The 16,542-nt window shown below is 66.6% G+C and carries 15 protein-coding genes and 2 pseudogenes; 15 read left to right on the forward strand and 2 right to left on the reverse strand.

What is annotated here, in order from left to right; genetic code table 11:
* Positions 1-603 precede the first annotated feature (603 nt).
* The 9 genes from ASE69_RS08400 (at position 604) to ASE69_RS08440 (ending at position 7,880) form a co-directional block, all read left to right on the forward strand.
* Positions 604-1,266: a motility protein A gene (locus ASE69_RS08400; protein WP_082452975.1), complete on the forward strand. Its 663-nt coding sequence runs from the start codon at positions 604-606 to the stop codon at positions 1,264-1,266.
* Positions 1,263-1,814 carry a hypothetical protein gene (locus tag ASE69_RS08405; protein WP_056485091.1) on the forward strand — a complete coding sequence of 184 codons (552 nt, stop codon included), beginning with the start codon at positions 1,263-1,265 and terminating at the stop codon, positions 1,812-1,814. Before ASE69_RS08400 ends, ASE69_RS08405 begins: the two co-directional genes overlap by 4 nt.
* A complete protein-coding gene (locus ASE69_RS08410; protein WP_056485093.1) occupies positions 1,811-2,305 on the forward strand; it encodes a flagella basal body P-ring formation protein FlgA in 495 nt (164 codons plus the stop codon). The genes ASE69_RS08405 and ASE69_RS08410 overlap by 4 nt, the downstream gene beginning before the upstream one ends.
* Before the next feature lie 85 nt (positions 2,306-2,390).
* A complete protein-coding gene (gene flgM, locus ASE69_RS08415; protein WP_056485095.1) occupies positions 2,391-2,708 on the forward strand; it encodes a flagellar biosynthesis anti-sigma factor FlgM in 318 nt (105 codons plus the stop codon).
* Positions 2,695-3,012, forward strand: coding sequence for a hypothetical protein (locus tag ASE69_RS08420; RefSeq protein WP_055881695.1), 318 nt, complete (start codon positions 2,695-2,697; stop codon positions 3,010-3,012). The genes flgM and ASE69_RS08420 overlap by 14 nt, the downstream gene beginning before the upstream one ends.
* A gap of 184 nt (positions 3,013-3,196) precedes the next feature.
* Entirely contained in the window at positions 3,197-4,042 is an 846-nt protein-coding gene (locus ASE69_RS08425) for a hypothetical protein (RefSeq protein WP_056485097.1), read from the forward strand.
* A 3-nt stretch (positions 4,043-4,045) separates the two neighbouring features.
* Positions 4,046-6,106 (forward strand): flagellar biosynthesis protein FlhA, encoded by a 2,061-nt coding sequence (gene flhA / locus ASE69_RS08430; RefSeq protein ID WP_056485099.1) that lies wholly within the window; start codon positions 4,046-4,048, stop codon positions 6,104-6,106.
* A complete protein-coding gene (locus ASE69_RS08435; RefSeq protein WP_056485101.1) occupies positions 6,103-6,852 on the forward strand; it encodes a FliA/WhiG family RNA polymerase sigma factor in 750 nt (249 codons plus the stop codon). Before flhA ends, ASE69_RS08435 begins: the two co-directional genes overlap by 4 nt.
* Before the next feature lie 104 nt (positions 6,853-6,956).
* A complete protein-coding gene (locus tag ASE69_RS08440) occupies positions 6,957-7,880 on the forward strand; it encodes a hypothetical protein (RefSeq protein WP_156362232.1) in 924 nt (307 codons plus the stop codon).
* 338 nt (positions 7,881-8,218) lie between these two features.
* On the opposite strand, the pseudogene ASE69_RS22890 reads toward ASE69_RS08440, so the two are convergent.
* Both ASE69_RS22890 and ASE69_RS22895 read right to left on the reverse strand, forming a co-directional pair.
* Positions 8,219-8,473 (reverse strand): annotated as a pseudogene (locus ASE69_RS22890) (flagellin); the annotation flags it as partial.
* Between the two features lie 972 nt (positions 8,474-9,445).
* Positions 9,446-9,853, reverse strand: a pseudogene (locus ASE69_RS22895) (flagellin protein FlaA); the annotation flags it as partial.
* Positions 9,854-10,141: 288 nt separating this feature from the next.
* On the opposite strand from ASE69_RS22895, the gene ASE69_RS08450 reads away from it, so the two are divergent.
* Genes ASE69_RS08450 through ASE69_RS08475 form a run of 6 tightly spaced genes read left to right on the forward strand, consistent with a single transcriptional unit; the run spans position 10,142 to position 16,542 of the window.
* Positions 10,142-11,443: a sigma-54 interaction domain-containing protein gene (locus tag ASE69_RS08450; protein WP_056485107.1), complete on the forward strand. Its 1,302-nt coding sequence runs from the start codon at positions 10,142-10,144 to the stop codon at positions 11,441-11,443.
* Positions 11,440-11,802 (forward strand): flagellar hook-basal body complex protein FliE, encoded by a 363-nt coding sequence (fliE, locus tag ASE69_RS08455; protein WP_056485109.1) that lies wholly within the window; start codon positions 11,440-11,442, stop codon positions 11,800-11,802. Before ASE69_RS08450 ends, fliE begins: the two co-directional genes overlap by 4 nt.
* Before the next feature lies 1 nt (position 11,803).
* On the forward strand, positions 11,804-13,486 hold the full coding sequence (gene fliF / locus ASE69_RS08460) for a flagellar basal-body MS-ring/collar protein FliF (protein WP_056485111.1): 1,683 nt from the start codon (positions 11,804-11,806) through the stop codon (positions 13,484-13,486).
* Positions 13,483-14,493 (forward strand): flagellar motor switch protein FliG, encoded by a 1,011-nt coding sequence (fliG, locus tag ASE69_RS08465; protein ID WP_056485113.1) that lies wholly within the window; start codon positions 13,483-13,485, stop codon positions 14,491-14,493. The genes fliF and fliG overlap by 4 nt, the downstream gene beginning before the upstream one ends.
* Positions 14,486-15,223 carry a FliH/SctL family protein gene (locus tag ASE69_RS08470; protein ID WP_056485115.1) on the forward strand — a complete coding sequence of 246 codons (738 nt, stop codon included), beginning with the start codon at positions 14,486-14,488 and terminating at the stop codon, positions 15,221-15,223. Before fliG ends, ASE69_RS08470 begins: the two co-directional genes overlap by 8 nt.
* Positions 15,217-16,542: a FliI/YscN family ATPase gene (locus ASE69_RS08475; protein WP_056485117.1), complete on the forward strand. Its 1,326-nt coding sequence runs from the start codon at positions 15,217-15,219 to the stop codon at positions 16,540-16,542. Before ASE69_RS08470 ends, ASE69_RS08475 begins: the two co-directional genes overlap by 7 nt.

Here is a 16,542-nt window from a genome sequence, read left to right on the forward strand (position 1 = left end):
CGAAAAGCGTGTCGCCTGACACAAGCCCGTCTCCTGGCGCAACCATTGCGCAACCGGACATAAGCAATGGCCGTGCCAGTTTTGGCGATCAGGGTGGGGAATGGCGGTTTGCCGGACGGCGGCAAGGCGAACGGCAAGAGGTTGCCGGTGTTGCAGGGGTGAGCGGCAAAGGGGTTGCCGGTTGGTTACGAGACCAAAGACAGGATTCTGACGCTGCCTATGTTTGCCCGCGAAGGCGGGGACCCAGTCTGGGCTCCCGCCTTCGCGGGAGAACAAAGAAGCGGGCGCTGTCCCTCACCCACTGCCACCACCCCGGCGAAGGAAGGGGCCCAATTGGAGAGGTTGCAGTAACGAAGCGCATCCGCAGTTAGCAGCGTCCCCCAATTGGGCCCCGGCCTTCGCCGGGGTGGTGCTTTCGGCGGAGAGCTGCGGCTCCCTGCCCACCCCATCACCCCGGACCTGATCCGAGGTCCACCGCTCGGCGTAACTGAAGCCATCGACGACGTGGATCGCTATCGCCAGAACGAGGCTCTCCTGAGTGTAGCCGAAGCGCCCGCCATGATGCCCGCTAATCTGGCCCGTCCCTTGCATCGCCCCACGCACATGATCACGCTCGCACAACTGCTCGACCCCGCAGCGCTCGCCATCGTCGGTGGCGGCACCGCTGTCGCCGTCGTTCTTCGCACGCCCTTCCGCGACCTCGTCCGCGCGCTGGCCGCGGTCACGACGCTTGGCCGCGGCCGGTTCGATGCCGATCCGTTGCTGCTCCAGATCACCGCGCTTTCGCGGATCGCCAAGCGTCACGGGGTGATGGCACTCGATCGCTCGGTCATCACCGACGGTGACGTCGCCGCCGCCATCGCCGCAATCGTCGACGGCAGCTCTGCGACCGACGTCGCGACGCTGGTCCAGCATCGCCGTCGCGCCCGTATAGAACGCCACGTCGCCGCCGCCGACGTCTGGGCCGGTGCTGCCGAGGTCGCACCCGCAATGGGCATGGTCGGTACGCTGATCGGCCTCGCGCAGATGTTCGCGACGATGAGCGATCCCGGCGCGATCGGTGGCGCGATGGCGGTGGCGCTGCTCGCTACGCTGTACGGCGCGCTGTTCGCAAACCTGCTGTTCATGCCGATCGCCAACCGCCTCCGCACGCAGGGGCGCAACGAGGCGTTCGAGCGCGCGCGTATCGAAGCGCCGCTCGTCGCGCTGGCCGAACGCGAGACGCCGCGCGGCTACGTCGCACCTGTTCTGGCCACCGTCGCGTGAACGCGAGCGAGTATCCCGATACGCCGACCGGCAAGCCGCTCTGGCTGATCACGCTCGCCGACCTCGCGCTGTTGCTCGTCGGCTTCCTCGTGCTGCTCCAGGCGACCCAACATATCGGCGGCGCCGGTATGACGAAGGGCGACCTGGCCAAGGGTATCCGCGAAGGCTTCGGCGCCAACGATACCGAGCCAACGCCGATGCCCGTCGCCGCCGCCGGGATCCTCGATTTTGCGCCCGGTTCGGCGATCCTGCCGACCACGCCGGGCGCGCTCGTCGCCTGGGCGCGGGAAGCGGCGCGCGACCCTCGCGTCATGCTCACCGTCACCGGCTCCACCGACGGCACGTCCGCCGATATTGACCGCGTGACGGGTAGCACTGCGATCCTTGCCGCCGACCGCGCGCGCATTGTTGCCGCTGCGCTCGCCGCGGTCGCGCCGTCCCGCGTCGCGATCGTCACCGCTACCAAGCCCGGCCGCCGCGCCGCCATCGTCTCCGTCGCCTTCGTCGGCGAACCCCCACGGGGTGACGTTCAAAGGACCGCTCAATGATCATCCCGTTCCTGCTCATGGCCGCGAGCTTCCAGGATACCGCCGCACTCGATCGCTCGGTTGCCGCGTTCACCGGCCGACCGACGGGCGCCGAGGGTGGCGCCCGCACGCCGATCGACGCGCGGTTGCGGCTCGCGACCTGCCCTACGGTGTCGCTGTCGTGGCGCTCCGAACAGCATGACGCGGTGGTCGTATCGTGCGCGGGGCCGGCATGGCGGATCTTCGTGCAGGTGGTCCGCCCGGCCAACGCGCCCGCTGCGGTCGCCGCCTCGTTCGCGCCAGCCGTGAAGGTCGCGCCAGTCATAAAGCGCGGCGATCCGATCGTGATCGAGGCGGGGACCGAAGGGTTCTCGATCAGCCGCGAAGGTGTCGCGATGGGCGACGCCGCCCCCGGCGGCCGCTTCATGGTCAAGGTCGACGACACGCGTACGCCGGTCCAGGCGATCGCCGTGGACGCGGGTCGCGCCACCCTTCCCGGGTGGTCAAACTAAAATTCAGGCAACAGATTAATTTTACTAAAGGTTTTTCCCGTGCGGCCGTTCCTCCTGATGTCATCGCAAACCAGAGGATGCGGACATGGTGGACTCGATCGGTGCAAAGCCGTCAGTAGCAGGAGATCGCTCCGTCGCGCGCATTGCTGCCACGACGCCGGCGACCCCCGTTCAGACAAATGCGGTTCAGACGCCGGTACAGCAGCCTGCGCAACAGGCTACCGTCCTGTCGGAATCGATCGCGCTCGCCAAGACGATGGCATCGTCGCCACCGATCAACGCGACGCGCGTCGCCGAGATCAAGAAGGCGATCGCCAGCGGCACCTTCCCCATCCTTCCCGCAACCATCGCCGACCGGCTGATGGCGCTCAGTCTCGCCTGGAATTCCAATGAAACGGCGTGATGCCCTGATCCGCGTGATCGACGCGCTGCACGCCGAGATCGCCGCGCTGAAGTCGAACGACGTCGCCAGCCTCGAGCGCGCAACCGCCGATAAGCTTGCCGGGATCGAACAGGTCGCGTTACTGGGCACCGGGCCTGCGGGCACCGAGATCCGCGAGCTGGCCGACGAGGCCAACCGGCTCAACGAGACCTGCCGGATCTACACCAACTTGATGGCGGCAAATGTTCGCCGCCGCCTGCAAACCCTGACCGGCGACGGTGCCGTTGCCGGGTATCGGCCTGGGTTGCGGGCAGCGTACGCGTAAGTAGCGCACTTACCCTTCCCCACTCCGTCATCCTGACGAAAGTCAGGACCCAGAGCCACGACGGGCAGCCCTCCGCCATCCTGGTCCTGACTTTCGTCAGGATGACGGCGTTACGGGAACCAAGGACCAAAACTGGCACGCCCCTTGCTGAGCACCCCCTGAACCAAGGGCACAGCACACGGGCATGACCGTCAATCCTATCACTACCGGCCGGATCCAGTCCGCGATCGCGCTTGCGAGCAGCAAGACGGGCGTGGATTTCGACTATCTGCTGGGCCAGGCAAAGCTCGAGAGCGGGCTCAACGCCAATGCCAAGGCCGGCACGTCGAGCGCCTCCGGCCTCTATCAGTTCATCGAACAGAGCTGGCTCTCCGTCGTCAAGAAGCACGGCGCCGAGCACGGCATGGCGTGGGCCGCGAACAGCATCGGCCAGTCGTCGAGCGGCCGCCTCTCGGTCGGCGATACCGGCACCAAGGCAGCGATCCTCGCGCTGCGCAACGATCCCAATGCGTCGTCGATGATGGCGGCCGAATACGCGTCGGACAACAAGGCCTCGCTCGAAGGCACGCTGAACCGCCCAGCCTCGGGCACCGATCTCTACATGGCGCACTTTATGGGTCTCGGCGGCGCGACCAAGTTCCTCAAGACGATGCAGGCCAACCCGCGGGCGAGCGGCGCGGCGCTCTTCCCCGCCGCGGCACGCGCGAACCACAACGTCTTCTACGATTCGAACAATCAGCCACGCACGCTGTCGGCGATCTACGACCGGTTCGCCGACAAGCTCGGCGGTGCCGCCGCCGGGGCAAGCGCGACCGCGACGCCCGCCAACTACGCCGCGCAGGCGCTCGACATGAATGGCTCCACGGTCATCACTGGAGGCAACGAAAGCGTCGACGACGCGCTGGCCTGGGCAACAACTGCAATGGGCAGGTTCACCGGCAAGGCGACGCAGGCCGCGGTGAACGTCCTGCGCCCGACACCCGACACCGCGCGCCTAGCATACATGATGCTCGCACGGTTGGGCGGCTAAGCCATGAACCGCATTCTCTCCAACGCCCGCGCGTCGGTCCTGCCGCTCGCGATCCTGCTGCTCGTGCTCGTCATGGTCGTGCCGATCCCGGCGTTCATGCTCGACATCTTCTTCGTGGCGAACATCGCGATCAGCCTCGCGGTGCTGATGGTCGCGCTCAACGCGCAGAAGCCGCTCGATTTCTCCGCCTTCCCGACCGTTCTCCTGTTCGCCACCCTCTTCCGCCTAGGCCTCAACGTCGCCTCGACCCGCATCGTGCTGGTCCATGGCCACGAGGGCGAAAGCGCGGCGGGGCATGTCATCGAGGCGTTCGGCACGTTCCTGATCGGCGGCGATTACGTCGTCGGCATCTTCGTCTTCGCGATTTTGATGATCATCAACATGATCGTCGTCACCAAGGGCGCCGGCCGCGTCTCCGAAGTCAGCGCGCGCTTCACGCTCGACGCGCTCCCCGGCAAGCAGATGGCGATCGACGCCGACCTCAACGCCGGCCTCATCACGCCAGACGAAGCCAAGGCGCGCCGCGTCGAAGTCTCGACCGAAGCCGATTTCTACGGCTCGATGGACGGCTCGTCGAAGTTCGTGAAGGGCGATGCGGTCGCGGCGATGCTGATCCTCGCCGCCAACATCATCGGCGGCCTGATCCTCGGACCCGTCAGCCACGGCATGACGATCGCGGATGCCGCGCACAATTACATCCTGCTCGCGATCGGCGACGCGCTCGTCGCGCAGCTGCCGAGCCTGATGCTGTCGATCGCCGCCGCCTCGATCGTCACGCGCGTCACCTCCGACAAGGATCTCGCCGGCCAGATCGGCGGCCAGTTCGGTAGCCCACGCACCTGGACGCCGGTCGCGGTCATCCTCGCGCTGCTCGGCATCCTGCCCGGTATGCCGCATATGGTCATCCTGCCCGCCGCGGCGATCGCCGGGTTCGCCGCGTGGAAGCTGCGCCAGATCGAGCGCCGTCCTGCCCCCGTCGTAGTCGTACCCGTCGAGACGATCGACCAGTCGAAGATCGGCTGGGAGGAAGTTACGGATGGCATGCAGGTCAACCTCGACATCGGTTACGGCTTGGTGCCGCTCGCCGACGAGCGTCGCGGGTCGCCGCTGATCGGCCGGATCACCGGCGTGCGTCGGCAGCTGTCGAAGGAACTCGGCTTCGTCGTGCCGCAGGTCCGCGTTCGCGACGACATCAATTTGGCACCCTACGTCTACCGCATCCTGGTCAACGGCGTCGTCGTCGGCGAGGACACCGTGTCGCCCGACGAGATGCTCGCGCTCGACACCGGCCAGGCGTTCGGCGACCTGTTCGGCAAGAAGGTCAAGGATCCGACCTTCGGGCTAGACGCGACCTGGGTCGATGCGGGCGACGCCGATGCCGCGACCGGCGCGGGCTATCTCGTGGTCGATCCCGGCACCGTGATGGCGACGCATCTGAACCACCTGCTCGGCCAGAACGCGTCCGAGCTGCTCGGCCAGGACGAAGTGCAGGCGCTGCTCGACGGTCTCAAGGAACGCGCCGCACAGCTGGTGGCTGCGCTCGCACCGCTGCCGATCACGACGCTGACGCAGGTCCTGAAAGGTCTGCTCGCGGAGAACGTCCCGCTCAGGGAATTCCGGCGCATCGCCGGCGCCATCGCGGTCGCGGCGCAGCGCACGCAGGATGCCGAGGAGATCATCGAGACGATCCGTCCCGAACTCGGCGCACTCATCATCCAGAAACTGTGCGGCGTGCGCGAACCGCTGCGCGTCATGACGTTGGAGGGTCAATTGGAAGGTCTGCTCGGCCAGGCGATGCGCGCCGATCAATCGCGCCGCCACGTCATCGAACCCGATCTCGGCCGCCGCATCGTCGAGGCGCTGCAACGCGCCGCCGAACCGCTGATCGCCGAGGCGAAACCGTTCGCGCTGGTGGTCCAACCGACCATCCGCATCGCGATCCGCAAGCTGGTGCGGACGTGCCTGCCCGATACGCCGGTCATGTCGTTCTTCGAAGTGCCCGAGGAGAAGGCGGTCGAGGTCGTCGCGGTCATCGGCGCTTCCCAACAGGCGCTCGCAGCATGAGCGCGCTCCCAATGCGCGGCGCTTTTGCAGACGCCCAGCCTTTGACCTACCGCCCGCATCAACGCCCCGGCGGCGACGCGGACCAGCTCGTCAAACAGCATCTCCCGCTGGTCCGCCGGATCGCCTGGCACGTCCACGGCAGCATGAGCAGCAGCGTCGAGGTCGAGGATTTGATCCAGGTCGGCCTGGTCGCGCTCGTCGAGGCCGCCGCGAATTTCGACGAGCGCGGGATGCCGTTCAAGACCTACTTGATCACCCGCCTGCGCGGCAGCATGATCGACGAACTCCGCCGCCAGGCGACATCGACACGCGGCACGATGCGTCGCCGTCGCCAATATGCCGAGGCGATCTCGACGCTCACCGCCCGCACGGGCAAGGCTCCCGGAGAAGACATGATCGCAGAGCATATCGGCGTGACGATCGAGAAACTCCGCACCGACTACGTCACCGCCGACTCGATCCGCTTCGACTCGATCGACGAGATGTATGCGGACGACCTCCCCTGGTTCGCCGACGACACGCCGGACGCGTTCGAACAGTTGGCGGATAGCGACATGCGCGAAGCGCTCATCGCCGCGATCACCGCCTTGCCGGAACGCGAGGCGCAGGTGATCCAACTATACTATGTCGAGGAACTCAACCTCGAAGAGATCGGCGAAGTCTTCGGCGTCGGCTCGGCAAGGGTGTGCCAGATTAAGGCGTCGGCGCATGCGAAGTTGAAAAAGGCCCTCGCGCGACAAATCTGAGTCAATGGCCACTTGCTCTCGCTAGACGATGACTCCGTTTCGGAGATATCCTGGATAGACGTTTCCTTACCCCTAGATCATCTTTGATCGACGGGGATATGGACATGAAATCGATATATGCGGTCTGCGCGATGGCCAGTACTTTGGCGACACCGCACCTTGCCGAGGCTCAGAGATCATCTGACACGCTCGCGCAGGAATGGCGTGATGCCAAGCGACGCGAACTGCTCGATCAGCGCGCGGGGGTGGATAAGCAACTCGCGTCGCTCGACGGCGCCACACCCAATTTGATCGCGATCCCCGTAACCGCCACGGTCGCTGCGGTCGTGCCCGCGCTGGCCGTCTATCGACCGATCCAGTCTCCCGCCACGTTGGCGGTCGTAGTTCCGGCTGTGCCTCCAATTCCTGCGCCCGCCGGTGGCGTTGGTCCGAGCCCGCCCCCGGCCCTCCCCGCGGTCGGCGCGGTCGGCGTGGCCGGTGCGGTCGTGCCGCCGGCGCCCGCCGTTCCGGCTCTCCTGGCAATCATTCCACCTTCCGCGCCGCGAGGTACGTTCGGCGGAATCGATTTCGGCATCGGCATCTCGTTCACGCTCGACGTCGGGACGAGCGACCGGATCAGCGATGCATCGCTCGTCAACGGCATCGTCCGGGTCAATGACGAGGACAACGGCCGCGCGCGCATCATGCTTGAATCGCATTACCTGTTCACACCCCCAAGCAACGTCGATTTTCTCGGCCTGGACAATAGCGGCACCGAGAAGGAATGGGGGTTCGGTCCCTTCATCGCCCTGCAACCCGGCACCGAGGACGTCATCGAAGCGATCGGGATGGGCCTCATGTTCGGGTTCCGCCGCGGCAAGGGCGACGAAAGCTTCAATCTCGGCTTCGGGGTCGTCATCGATCCAAATACCCGCATACTCGGGGAGGGCGTGGCGGCGAACCAGCCTCTGACGAACGGCGAAACCGAAGTACGATACAGGGAAGAACTCCAGACCGGCCTCCTGATCCTGTCGTCCTTTTCGTTCTAGCGCCGACCAGCAAGCCTGGGCACGAGACTGGAGACGTTATCCTCCAATAAGGGGGGGCAGGCGAGGTCTGACGGAGGCAAGGGTCGTCGCGACGACTGGTTCGTGTGTTCTCTCTCGTCGCTGCCGCCAAGAGCGTCGTGCAAGGGAGCCCGCAAATCGAATACCGGCATGCCCTCGGTACACGGTTGCACACGCCGCGCACGACGCGAAAGCCAGATACGCAAAAACCCCGGCGGCTTTCGCCACCGGGGTTTTCTCCGCCCCCCGCTTCTGGGAAGCAAGGCGGGTCCGATCGGCACCGACACCCTTGGGGGGGGCGGTGCCGGTGCCGGTCCGGATTACTGAAGCAGCTTCAGGACGCTCTGCTGGCTCTGGTTCGCCTGGCTGAGCATCGCGGTCGATGCCTGGCTCAGGATCTGCGCCTTGGCGAGTGCCGTCGTTTCCGCCGAGAAATCGGTGTCTTCGATACGGCTCTTGGCGTCCGACAAGTTGGTCGACGTGGTGGTCAGGTTGTTCACCGTCACTTGGAGACGGTTCTGCACCGCACCCAGATTACCGCGAGTCGCCGATACCTTGTCCAGCGCCGCATCGATCTTCGCCATTGCGCTCGATGCCGCCGACTGGGTCGAGATATCGAGCTTGGTTGCCATGCCGGTCACGCCGCCCTGCGCCTGCAGGCCGAGGGTTGCCAGATCGCTGCCGCCTCCAATGCGGACCGCGCTGCCGTCCGTCGAATACAGGTTGATCTTGCCAGTAGCGTCGACCTGCGCCTTCACGCCAGTTTTGTCCGACTGCGCCGAAATCGCATCGGCGATCGCTGTCTGATTGCCAGCGGCTGTAGCCACAGCCGTGGTGGCGAGGATTTTAACGCCGTTGATTTCCAGATTGCCCGCGAGAGCAGTCGTAGTGCCCGGGATCACAGAACCGGTGACGCTGACACCATCGGATACGTTGAGTCCTGCATCGGCCAGATTGGAGCCGTCGACCTTAAAGTTGGAACCGTCAGCACTCGCGAGCGTGACAAAGCCCTTCATTGCTGCGGCTTGGCCGGTACCCACGACAGCGGCCGTGCTACCCGTCAAGTCAATGTCGTTACCGGTCGAATTGGACAGCGTGATCGACTTGTCGTCGTTCAGCGTCGCCGAAACACCGAAGTCGTTGTTGTTGATCTGCGTGACCAGATCCTCGACGGAGGATGCTGCGCCAACCGACTTGCCGCCGATCTTGACGGCGCCGGCTGCGACGCTGCCGGGAATGACTGCGCTCGTCACACTGTTCGACGCAGTGGCAGTCACGCCAGTCCGGGCGCTGTTGGTGTTGATCGCAGCGGCGAGATCGGCGGCGCTGCCGATATTTTTTGCTGCCGTTCCTTCGAAGGCGTTGACGCCGTTGAGCGTAATACCACCAACCGCAAACGCGGTATCAGCCGTGATACGACCCGATACGCTGCCGCTCGCGTTGGACAGGCCGAGCTTGTCTGCGGATATCGCGTCGATGGTGACGCCGACGCTGTCGCCCGAATTAGTGCCGGTCTGAAGCTTCAAGTCCTTCACCGAACCGTCGAGCAGGTTCTGCCCGTTGAAGTTCGTCGTCTTCGAGATGTCGTTGATCTGCGACGTCAGCTGATCGGTTTCGGCCTGAAGCGCCTTGCGCTCCGACGAACCGAGCGTGCCGGTAGCCGACTGCGTGGCCAGTTCCTTCATGCGCTGCAGCATGCTGGTGACTTCGCCGAGCGCGCCTTCTGCAGTCTGCGTCATCGAGATGCCGTCGTTCGCGTTGCGGACCGCGACGGCCATCGACTTGATCTGGCTGGTCATGCGGCTGGCGATCGCCAGGCCGGCGGCGTCGTCCTTCGCCGAGTTGATGCGCTTGCCGGTCGACAGGCGCTCCATCGACGTGGCGAGTGCGCTGCTGGCGCTGGTCGAGGCGTTGGCAGCCTTCAGCGCAGAGATGTTGCTTCCGATAACAGTCATGGCGAAAACTCCGTAAAGTGTCAGACGATCCGCGCCGCCCCCATGGCGAAGTCCCGTGCCGTCGAGATGAGTAACGGCCGCCTTCCGCGGAGATTTAGGGAAAAAATTCGACCTCGCGCGCGGGCTAGCACACGCAGGTGAGCGCTTCCGCGCGCGCGAACGCACCCGGTATATGTCCGCGTGTGTCCGCGTGGACGCGCCCGGAAAAAATCTGCCGGTGCCGGCAGCGTTTAACCACGAATTTACCAATGATGGCGCATTCCCCGATTCGTTCAGGGGGACCCTTTCATGCGTTCGATTTTTCCATCAGCGGCAGTCACTTCGCGTAAATACGCGCTCGTCTCGTCGCTGCGCGCGCAGGGGTTCGGGGTCGGCTCTTTCGAGACCGCGCAGCCTGGGCCGAACGACCTGTTCCTGGTCGCGGATGGCGAGGGCATCACCGCCCCCGCCCGCACCGTGGTGATCGGTTGCCAGGGGCGCGAAGTGACCCCGTCGCGTGACGGTTCGCCGGCACGGATCAGCTTTGCCGCAGAGGACACCGCGGTCGGCAACGGCTTCGCGCGCGCGCTGATCGGCGGGCCGGAAATGCCGACCGCCGCGGACCCCGAATCACTCGCGCTGCTCGCGCTTGCCGAGCGCGTCGCCGCCGCCGACATCACCGTGCTGATCAACGGCCCGACCGGCACCGGCAAGGAAGTGCTCGCCCGCGCCATCCACAACGGCTCCGCGCGGAAAGACAAGCCGTTCATCGCGATCAATTGCGCCGCGCTCCCCGAATCGATGCTCGAAGCGCTGCTGTTCGGCCACCAGAAGGGCGCGTTCACCGGCGCGTCGGCGGGCGGCGACGGGTTTTTCCGTGCAGCCAATGGCGGCACGATCTTGTTGGACGAAATCGCCGAGATGCCGCTGCAACTGCAGGCGAAACTGCTCCGCGTGTTGCAGGAGCGCGAGGTCGTGCCGCTCGGTGCCTCGGTGCCGCAGCCGATCGACGTGCGCGTGATCGCCTGCGCCAACCGCGACCTCCACGCCGAAGTCGCCGCCGGCCGGTTCCGCGCCGATCTCTATTACCGCCTTGCCGTGTTCCCGCTCGCGACCAAGTCGCTGGCCGAGCGCCCGCAGGATATCCCCGCGCTCGCCGCGACGCTGATCCTGCGTCACGCCGGCAACCGCAACGTCATTCCCTGGCCGAGCCACGCCGCGATCGAGCAGCTGATGCTGCACGACTGGCCGGGCAACGTCCGCGAGCTGGAGAACGTGATTCAACGCGCGCTGCTGTTCTGCGGTGGCGATACGATCGAGGCGAACCACATCGTGTTCGACCGCCCGGTGACGATGACGTTCCAGCGCACCGCTTCGGTGACACCGATCGCACCAGTCGCAACGCCGGCCGAACCCGAGACCTTGGGCAACATCGTCCAGATGAGCGAGTTCGCGGCGATCCGCGAGACGCTCAAGGCGTGCAACGGCAGCCGTATCGAGACCGCCAAGCGCCTCGGCATTTCCGAACGGACGCTACGCTACCGCCTCGCCAAGGCGCGCGAACAGGGTGACGACATCGGCAGCGCGCAGAACTGGGCAGCCTCGGCATGAGCGGCGTCTCAGGCATTGGCGGCGGCGCGATGAGCGTCGACCGCGTCATGGCGCTGCGCTCGCAGATCCTCGAACGCAACCAGGCGCTGTCGCGTGCTGGGGCGGCGGGGAACGTCGCGCCGACCGAGACGGTCAAGCCGATCAGCTTTGCCGACACGATGGAAACCGCGCTGAAAAGCGTCAACGACGGCCAGACCCAGGCCGCCAAGCTCAGCGAAAGCTATGAGCGCGGCGAGACGGTCGACATCGCGAAAGTGATGCTGGCCCGCCAGCAGGCGTCGGTCGGGTTCGAGGCGACGTTGCAGGTCCGCAACAAGCTGCTGTCCGCCTACAAGGATATCATGAGCATGCCGGTCTGATATGAGCACCGCACTCATCCCCACCTCCGGTGCGACCGAACGGTTCGCCAACCCCCTCCAGCAGATCAAGGGCGCGTTTGCGCAGCCCGCGGTCCGTCGTTCGCTGCCGATGGCACTGATGGTCGGCTTGATCGCCGCCGCAGCGCTCGCTTGGATGAGCCTGTCGACGCCGACGCAGAAGACGCTGTTCAGCGGCCTGCCCGATTCGGACAAGGCCGCCGTTACCTCCGCGCTGACCACCGCGAACATCAAGAGCCACATCGACGAAGGCACCGGCGCGCTGACCGTCGGCGAGGACGATTACAGCCGCGCCAAGATGCTGCTCGCGGGTCAGGGCCTGCCGAAAGCGGCGCCCGGCGGCTATGCGATCCTCGACCAGTTGCCGATGGGCGTGTCGCGCGCGGTCGAAGGCGAACGTCTCCGCCAGGCGCGTGAGTCCGAGATGGCGAAGTCGATCGAGGAGATCGACGCGGTCGCCGAAGCGCGCGTGCATCTGGCCATGCCCGAAGCGTCGGTGTTCGTCCGCGACAACGCCGCGCCCTCCGCCTCGGTGATCCTGAAGTTGCAGGGTGGCCGTTCGCTGAGCGATGCGCAGGTCAGCTCGATCATCAATCTCGTCGCCTCGTCGGTGCCGGGGATGAAGCCCGAGGCCGTCACGATCGTCGACCAGATGGGCGCGCTGCTCACCAAGGCCGGCGGCAACGACGGCGCAGGGGCGGCGAGCGACGCGCGGATCGATATCCAGCGCCGCGTCGAGGACAAGTATCGCACCCAGCTGATCGCACTGCTTACGCCGCTCGTGGGCGCAGGCAATTTCACCGCGGAAGTCCAGGCCGACGTCAATCTCGACGAGAGCCAGGCGACGCGCGAAAGCTATGAGAAGCAGGGCGTGCTGCGCGCCGAGACGGGCAACTGGACCGGCAACCAGAAGGACGGCACGGGCGCTGCTCCGGGCGGCATTCCGGGTGCGCTGAGCAACACGCCACCTGCCGCAAGCACGCTCTCCGCCCCGCAGCCTGCGACCGGCAACCCCGGTACGCCTGCGGCGCAGCCGGTCGCCGGCGGCCCTGCCCCCGACGCGATGAAGCAGTCCGACCAGTATCAGCGCGCCTACGACCTCGGTCGCGAAGTGTCGGTCACGCGCGCGACGCCGGGCGGGGTCAAGCGTCTCTCGGTCGCCGTGCTGCTGCGCGATCCCGACAAGGGCCGTCGCACCGCGATGGAGATCAACCAGATCAGCGACCTCGTGAAGAGCGCGGTCGGCTTCGACCAGGCGCGCAACGACAACGTCACGGTGATCAGCCGCAAGTTCGCGAGTACCGCCGATACCGCCGCCGGCCCCGCCTGGTACGACAATGCCTGGCTGCCGGTGCTCGCCCGCAACGGCACCGCGATCGTCATCGCGCTGCTCGTGCTGCTGCTCGGCGTCCGCCCGATCGCCAAGGCGCTGATGAAGAAGCGCGAGGATGCCACGACGCGTCCCGCCTTCGGCCAGCCGATCGGCGAAGTCGATGGCGAGGGCGCGCCCGCCGGGATCGGCGTCGCGCCGCCCGTCAGCCTCGACCAGCTCGAGAACACGCGTGGCTATGACGACCGGATCGGCGCGGTCCGCGGCTTCACCCGCGACAATCCGACGCGCGCCGCGCTGGCCGTGCGCGACATGATCAAGGCGGACGCGAAGTGAGCGAAGTCGCCATCCGAACCTACACCGGCGTCGAACGCGCCGCGGTGCTGATGATGCTCGTCGGCGAGGAGGAGGCCGCGGCCATCCTCCAGAAGCTGGAGCCCGAAGAGGTGCGCCAGCTCGGCGCAGCGATGTTCAAGGTCGCCGACGTGTCCGAGCAGGAAGTCGAGGACGTGCTCGACGATTTCGTCGACCGCGCGCGGGAGCGGACCGCGATCGGGTTCGACCCCCGCCCTAAGATCGAGGCGGTGATGAACCGCGCGCTTGGTCGCGAAAAGGCCGAGAGCGTGCTCGCGCGGATCACGCCGGCCGAGGCCGCGTGCGAACTCGAGCTGCTCGACTGGCTCGACGCGCCCGAGATCGCGGCGATGATCGAGAAGGAGCATCCGCAGATCGCCGCAGTGCTGATCGCCAACCTCGACGCATCGGTCGGCGGCCAGGTGCTCGAACTGCTGCCCGACGCGGTCCAGCCCGATATCCTCCACCGCATCGCGCGGCTTGGGCCGATCACGCCCGAGGCGGTCGATACGCTGCGCACCTTGCTCGCCAACCGCACCAGCACCGGCTCGACCGGCGCCGGCGTGACGCTGGGCGGCACGCGCGAGGCGGCGAAGATCCTGTCCGGCGCGCGCAAGGCGACTGAACAGCGCGTGATGCCCAAGCTGTTCAAGATTGACCGCGACGTCGCCAAGGCGATCGAGGAGGCGATGTTCGTCTTCGACAATTTGCTCGAACTCGACGACAAGAATTTGGGCACGCTGATCCGCAACGTCGACAGCGAGATCCTGACCAAGTCGCTGAAGGGCGTCGACGAGACTATCCGCAACCGCTTCCTCGGCTGCATGTCGGCGCGCGCCGCCGACGGCATCCGCGACGAGATGGAAGCGCGCGGACCGATGAAGCTTGCCGAAGTGCTCGAGGCACAGAAGGCGATGATCGCGATCGCACGCGGGCTCGCGAAGGACGGCACGATCCAGATGGGCGGGGGGGAAGACGATTATGTCTAACGGCTTCACCGCAGGTTTCGCGTCGCGCCACACGACGACCGCGCACATTCTGGCGAGCGCATTCGCGCCGCCCTCCGGGTTCGCCGCAGCGGATATCCGCGAGCGTGTGGCAGCGCGGCCGACCCATGTCGCGTCCCCGAACTTTACTTCGGAGCCGAGTGCCCCGAAGCATTTCAGCCCCGCGGACAGGGACGTGAACCCGACCGCGGGCTGGGATCCGCTCGACCCGGTGAGCGAATCGTCGTTCATCGATCCGCTCGCCGACGCGCATGCCGCGGGGTACGCGGAGGGTCTCGCCGCTGCGGCCGCCGCCGCGCAGGAGACGGCGATGCGCGACGGCGCGTTGCTCGGCGACCTCGCCACCGCGCTCGGCGGAGACCGGATCGACCGCGAGCATGTCGCCGCCCAGCTCCGCCAAACCGTTTTGTTCCTAGTCTCGAAACTTGTCGGTGAAGTCGGTATCGCCCCCGACGTCCTCGCCGGCCGCATCGAGACAGCCGCCGAACTCCTGTCCGACGCTGCCGAATCCGCGCTGCTCCGCGTCCACCCCGACGACGTTGCGCTGCTGGAAGGCCGCCTGCCAAAGACGATCTTCGCAGCCGGCGACCCTGGCGTCGCGCGCGGCAGCTTCGTGCTCGAAAGCGCGTCGACGATCGTCGAGGACGGTCCCGAATTGTGGCTCGACCAGTTGGCGCAAGCGATCGACCGCGTGCCGGTGCCCAAATGCTGAACCGCTTTACCGCCGACTATCTTGAAACCCTCTCCAACGCCGATTTCGTCGCCAAGCCAAAGGTCTCCGGCCGCCTCGCCTCGTTTGACGGGCTACTCATGGAAGCGGTCGGCCTCACGCTGCCCGTCGGCACCGTCTGCCAGGTCGGCGAAGGCGCGGCGAGCGTCGAGGCGGAAGTCATCGGCTTCCGCAACGGCCGCACGTTGATGATGAACCTCGGCGGCGCCGCGGCCCTCCTTCCGCGCGCACCGGTCAAGCCGATCGGCGCGCCGGGGGAAGCCGAAGTCGGGGCTGCCATGCTCGGTCGCGTCGTCGATGGCGCCGGCAAGCCGATCGACGGCCTCGGCCCGATCCGCGGCGCCGGGCGCTGGCCGCTCGCAGGCAAGCTCCAGTCGCCGCTCGATCGTGGCCGCGTGCTCGAACCGCTCGACGTCGGCGTGCGCGCGATCAACGGCCTGCTGACGATCGGCCAAGGCCAGCGCGTCGGCATCATGGCCGGCTCGGGCGTCGGCAAGTCGGTGCTGCTCGGCATGATCGTCCGCGCCGCGCAGGCCGACGTCATCGTGATCGGCCTGATCGGCGAGCGCAGCCGCGAAGTCGCCGACTTCCTCGAGACCAAGGTCGCCGGCGAAGCGCGCAAGCGCTCGGTCGTCGTCGCCGTCCCTGCCAACCATTCGCCCGTGCTCCGCATCCGCGGCGCGCTGCGGGCGCACGCGATCGCCGAATCCTTCCGCGACGAGGGCAAGAAGGTCCTCCTCATCATGGATTCGCTGACCCGCGTCGCGCATGCCGGTCGCGAGATCGGCCTCGCGCTCGGTGAGCCAGCGTCGGCCAGAGGCTACCCGCCTAGCGCAATAGCGATGCTGCCGAATCTGATCGAGCGCGCCGGCGTCGACGTCCACACCGGCGGCTCGATCACCGCGATCTATACGGTGCTGGCGGACGGCGACGACGGCAATGATCCGGTGGTCGATTCCGCGCGTTCGATCCTCGATGGCCACATCGTCCTCAACCGCCACCTTGCCGAGCGCGGTGTCTATCCCGCGATCGACATCGGCCCGTCGGTCAGCCGCGTGATGACCGACATCGTCGATGCGCCCCATGCGAAGGCCGCGCGGACGCTCCGCCGCCACCTCGCGACCTATGAGGAAAACCGCGATCTCGTGCTGATGGGCGCCTATCGCCACGGCGCCGATCCGGCGATCGACGCTGCCATCGCGTGTCATCCCGCGGTGATGGAATATATCCGCCAGGACGCCGACGAGAACGTCTCCTTGAACGACGCGGTCGCCGAGCTGACCGGCGTGTTCGGCGGCTGA

It is taken from the genome of Sphingomonas sp. Leaf208, from assembly GCF_001421415.1.
Classification (GTDB): Bacteria; Pseudomonadota; Alphaproteobacteria; order Sphingomonadales; family Sphingomonadaceae; genus Sphingomonas.

Coding starts and splice junctions, on each gene's coding strand:
- ASE69_RS08435 (WP_056485101.1), top strand. CDS start 6,103: ATGAGCGCGCTCCCAATGCGCGGCGCTTTTGCAGACGCCCAGCCTTTG.
- ASE69_RS08450 (WP_056485107.1), top strand. CDS start 10,142: ATGCGTTCGATTTTTCCATCAGCGGCAGTCACTTCGCGTAAATACGCG.
- ASE69_RS08475 (WP_056485117.1), top strand. CDS start 15,217: ATGCTGAACCGCTTTACCGCCGACTATCTTGAAACCCTCTCCAACGCC.
- ASE69_RS08400 (WP_082452975.1), top strand. CDS start 604: ATGATCACGCTCGCACAACTGCTCGACCCCGCAGCGCTCGCCATCGTC.
- fliF (WP_056485111.1), top strand. CDS start 11,804: ATGAGCACCGCACTCATCCCCACCTCCGGTGCGACCGAACGGTTCGCC.
- ASE69_RS08420 (WP_055881695.1), top strand. CDS start 2,695: ATGAAACGGCGTGATGCCCTGATCCGCGTGATCGACGCGCTGCACGCC.
- flhA (WP_056485099.1), top strand. CDS start 4,046: ATGAACCGCATTCTCTCCAACGCCCGCGCGTCGGTCCTGCCGCTCGCG.
- fliE (WP_056485109.1), top strand. CDS start 11,440: ATGAGCGGCGTCTCAGGCATTGGCGGCGGCGCGATGAGCGTCGACCGC.
- ASE69_RS08410 (WP_056485093.1), top strand. CDS start 1,811: ATGATCATCCCGTTCCTGCTCATGGCCGCGAGCTTCCAGGATACCGCC.
- ASE69_RS08440 (WP_156362232.1), top strand. CDS start 6,957: ATGAAATCGATATATGCGGTCTGCGCGATGGCCAGTACTTTGGCGACA.
- ASE69_RS08470 (WP_056485115.1), top strand. CDS start 14,486: ATGTCTAACGGCTTCACCGCAGGTTTCGCGTCGCGCCACACGACGACC.
- ASE69_RS08425 (WP_056485097.1), top strand. CDS start 3,197: ATGACCGTCAATCCTATCACTACCGGCCGGATCCAGTCCGCGATCGCG.
- flgM (WP_056485095.1), top strand. CDS start 2,391: ATGGTGGACTCGATCGGTGCAAAGCCGTCAGTAGCAGGAGATCGCTCC.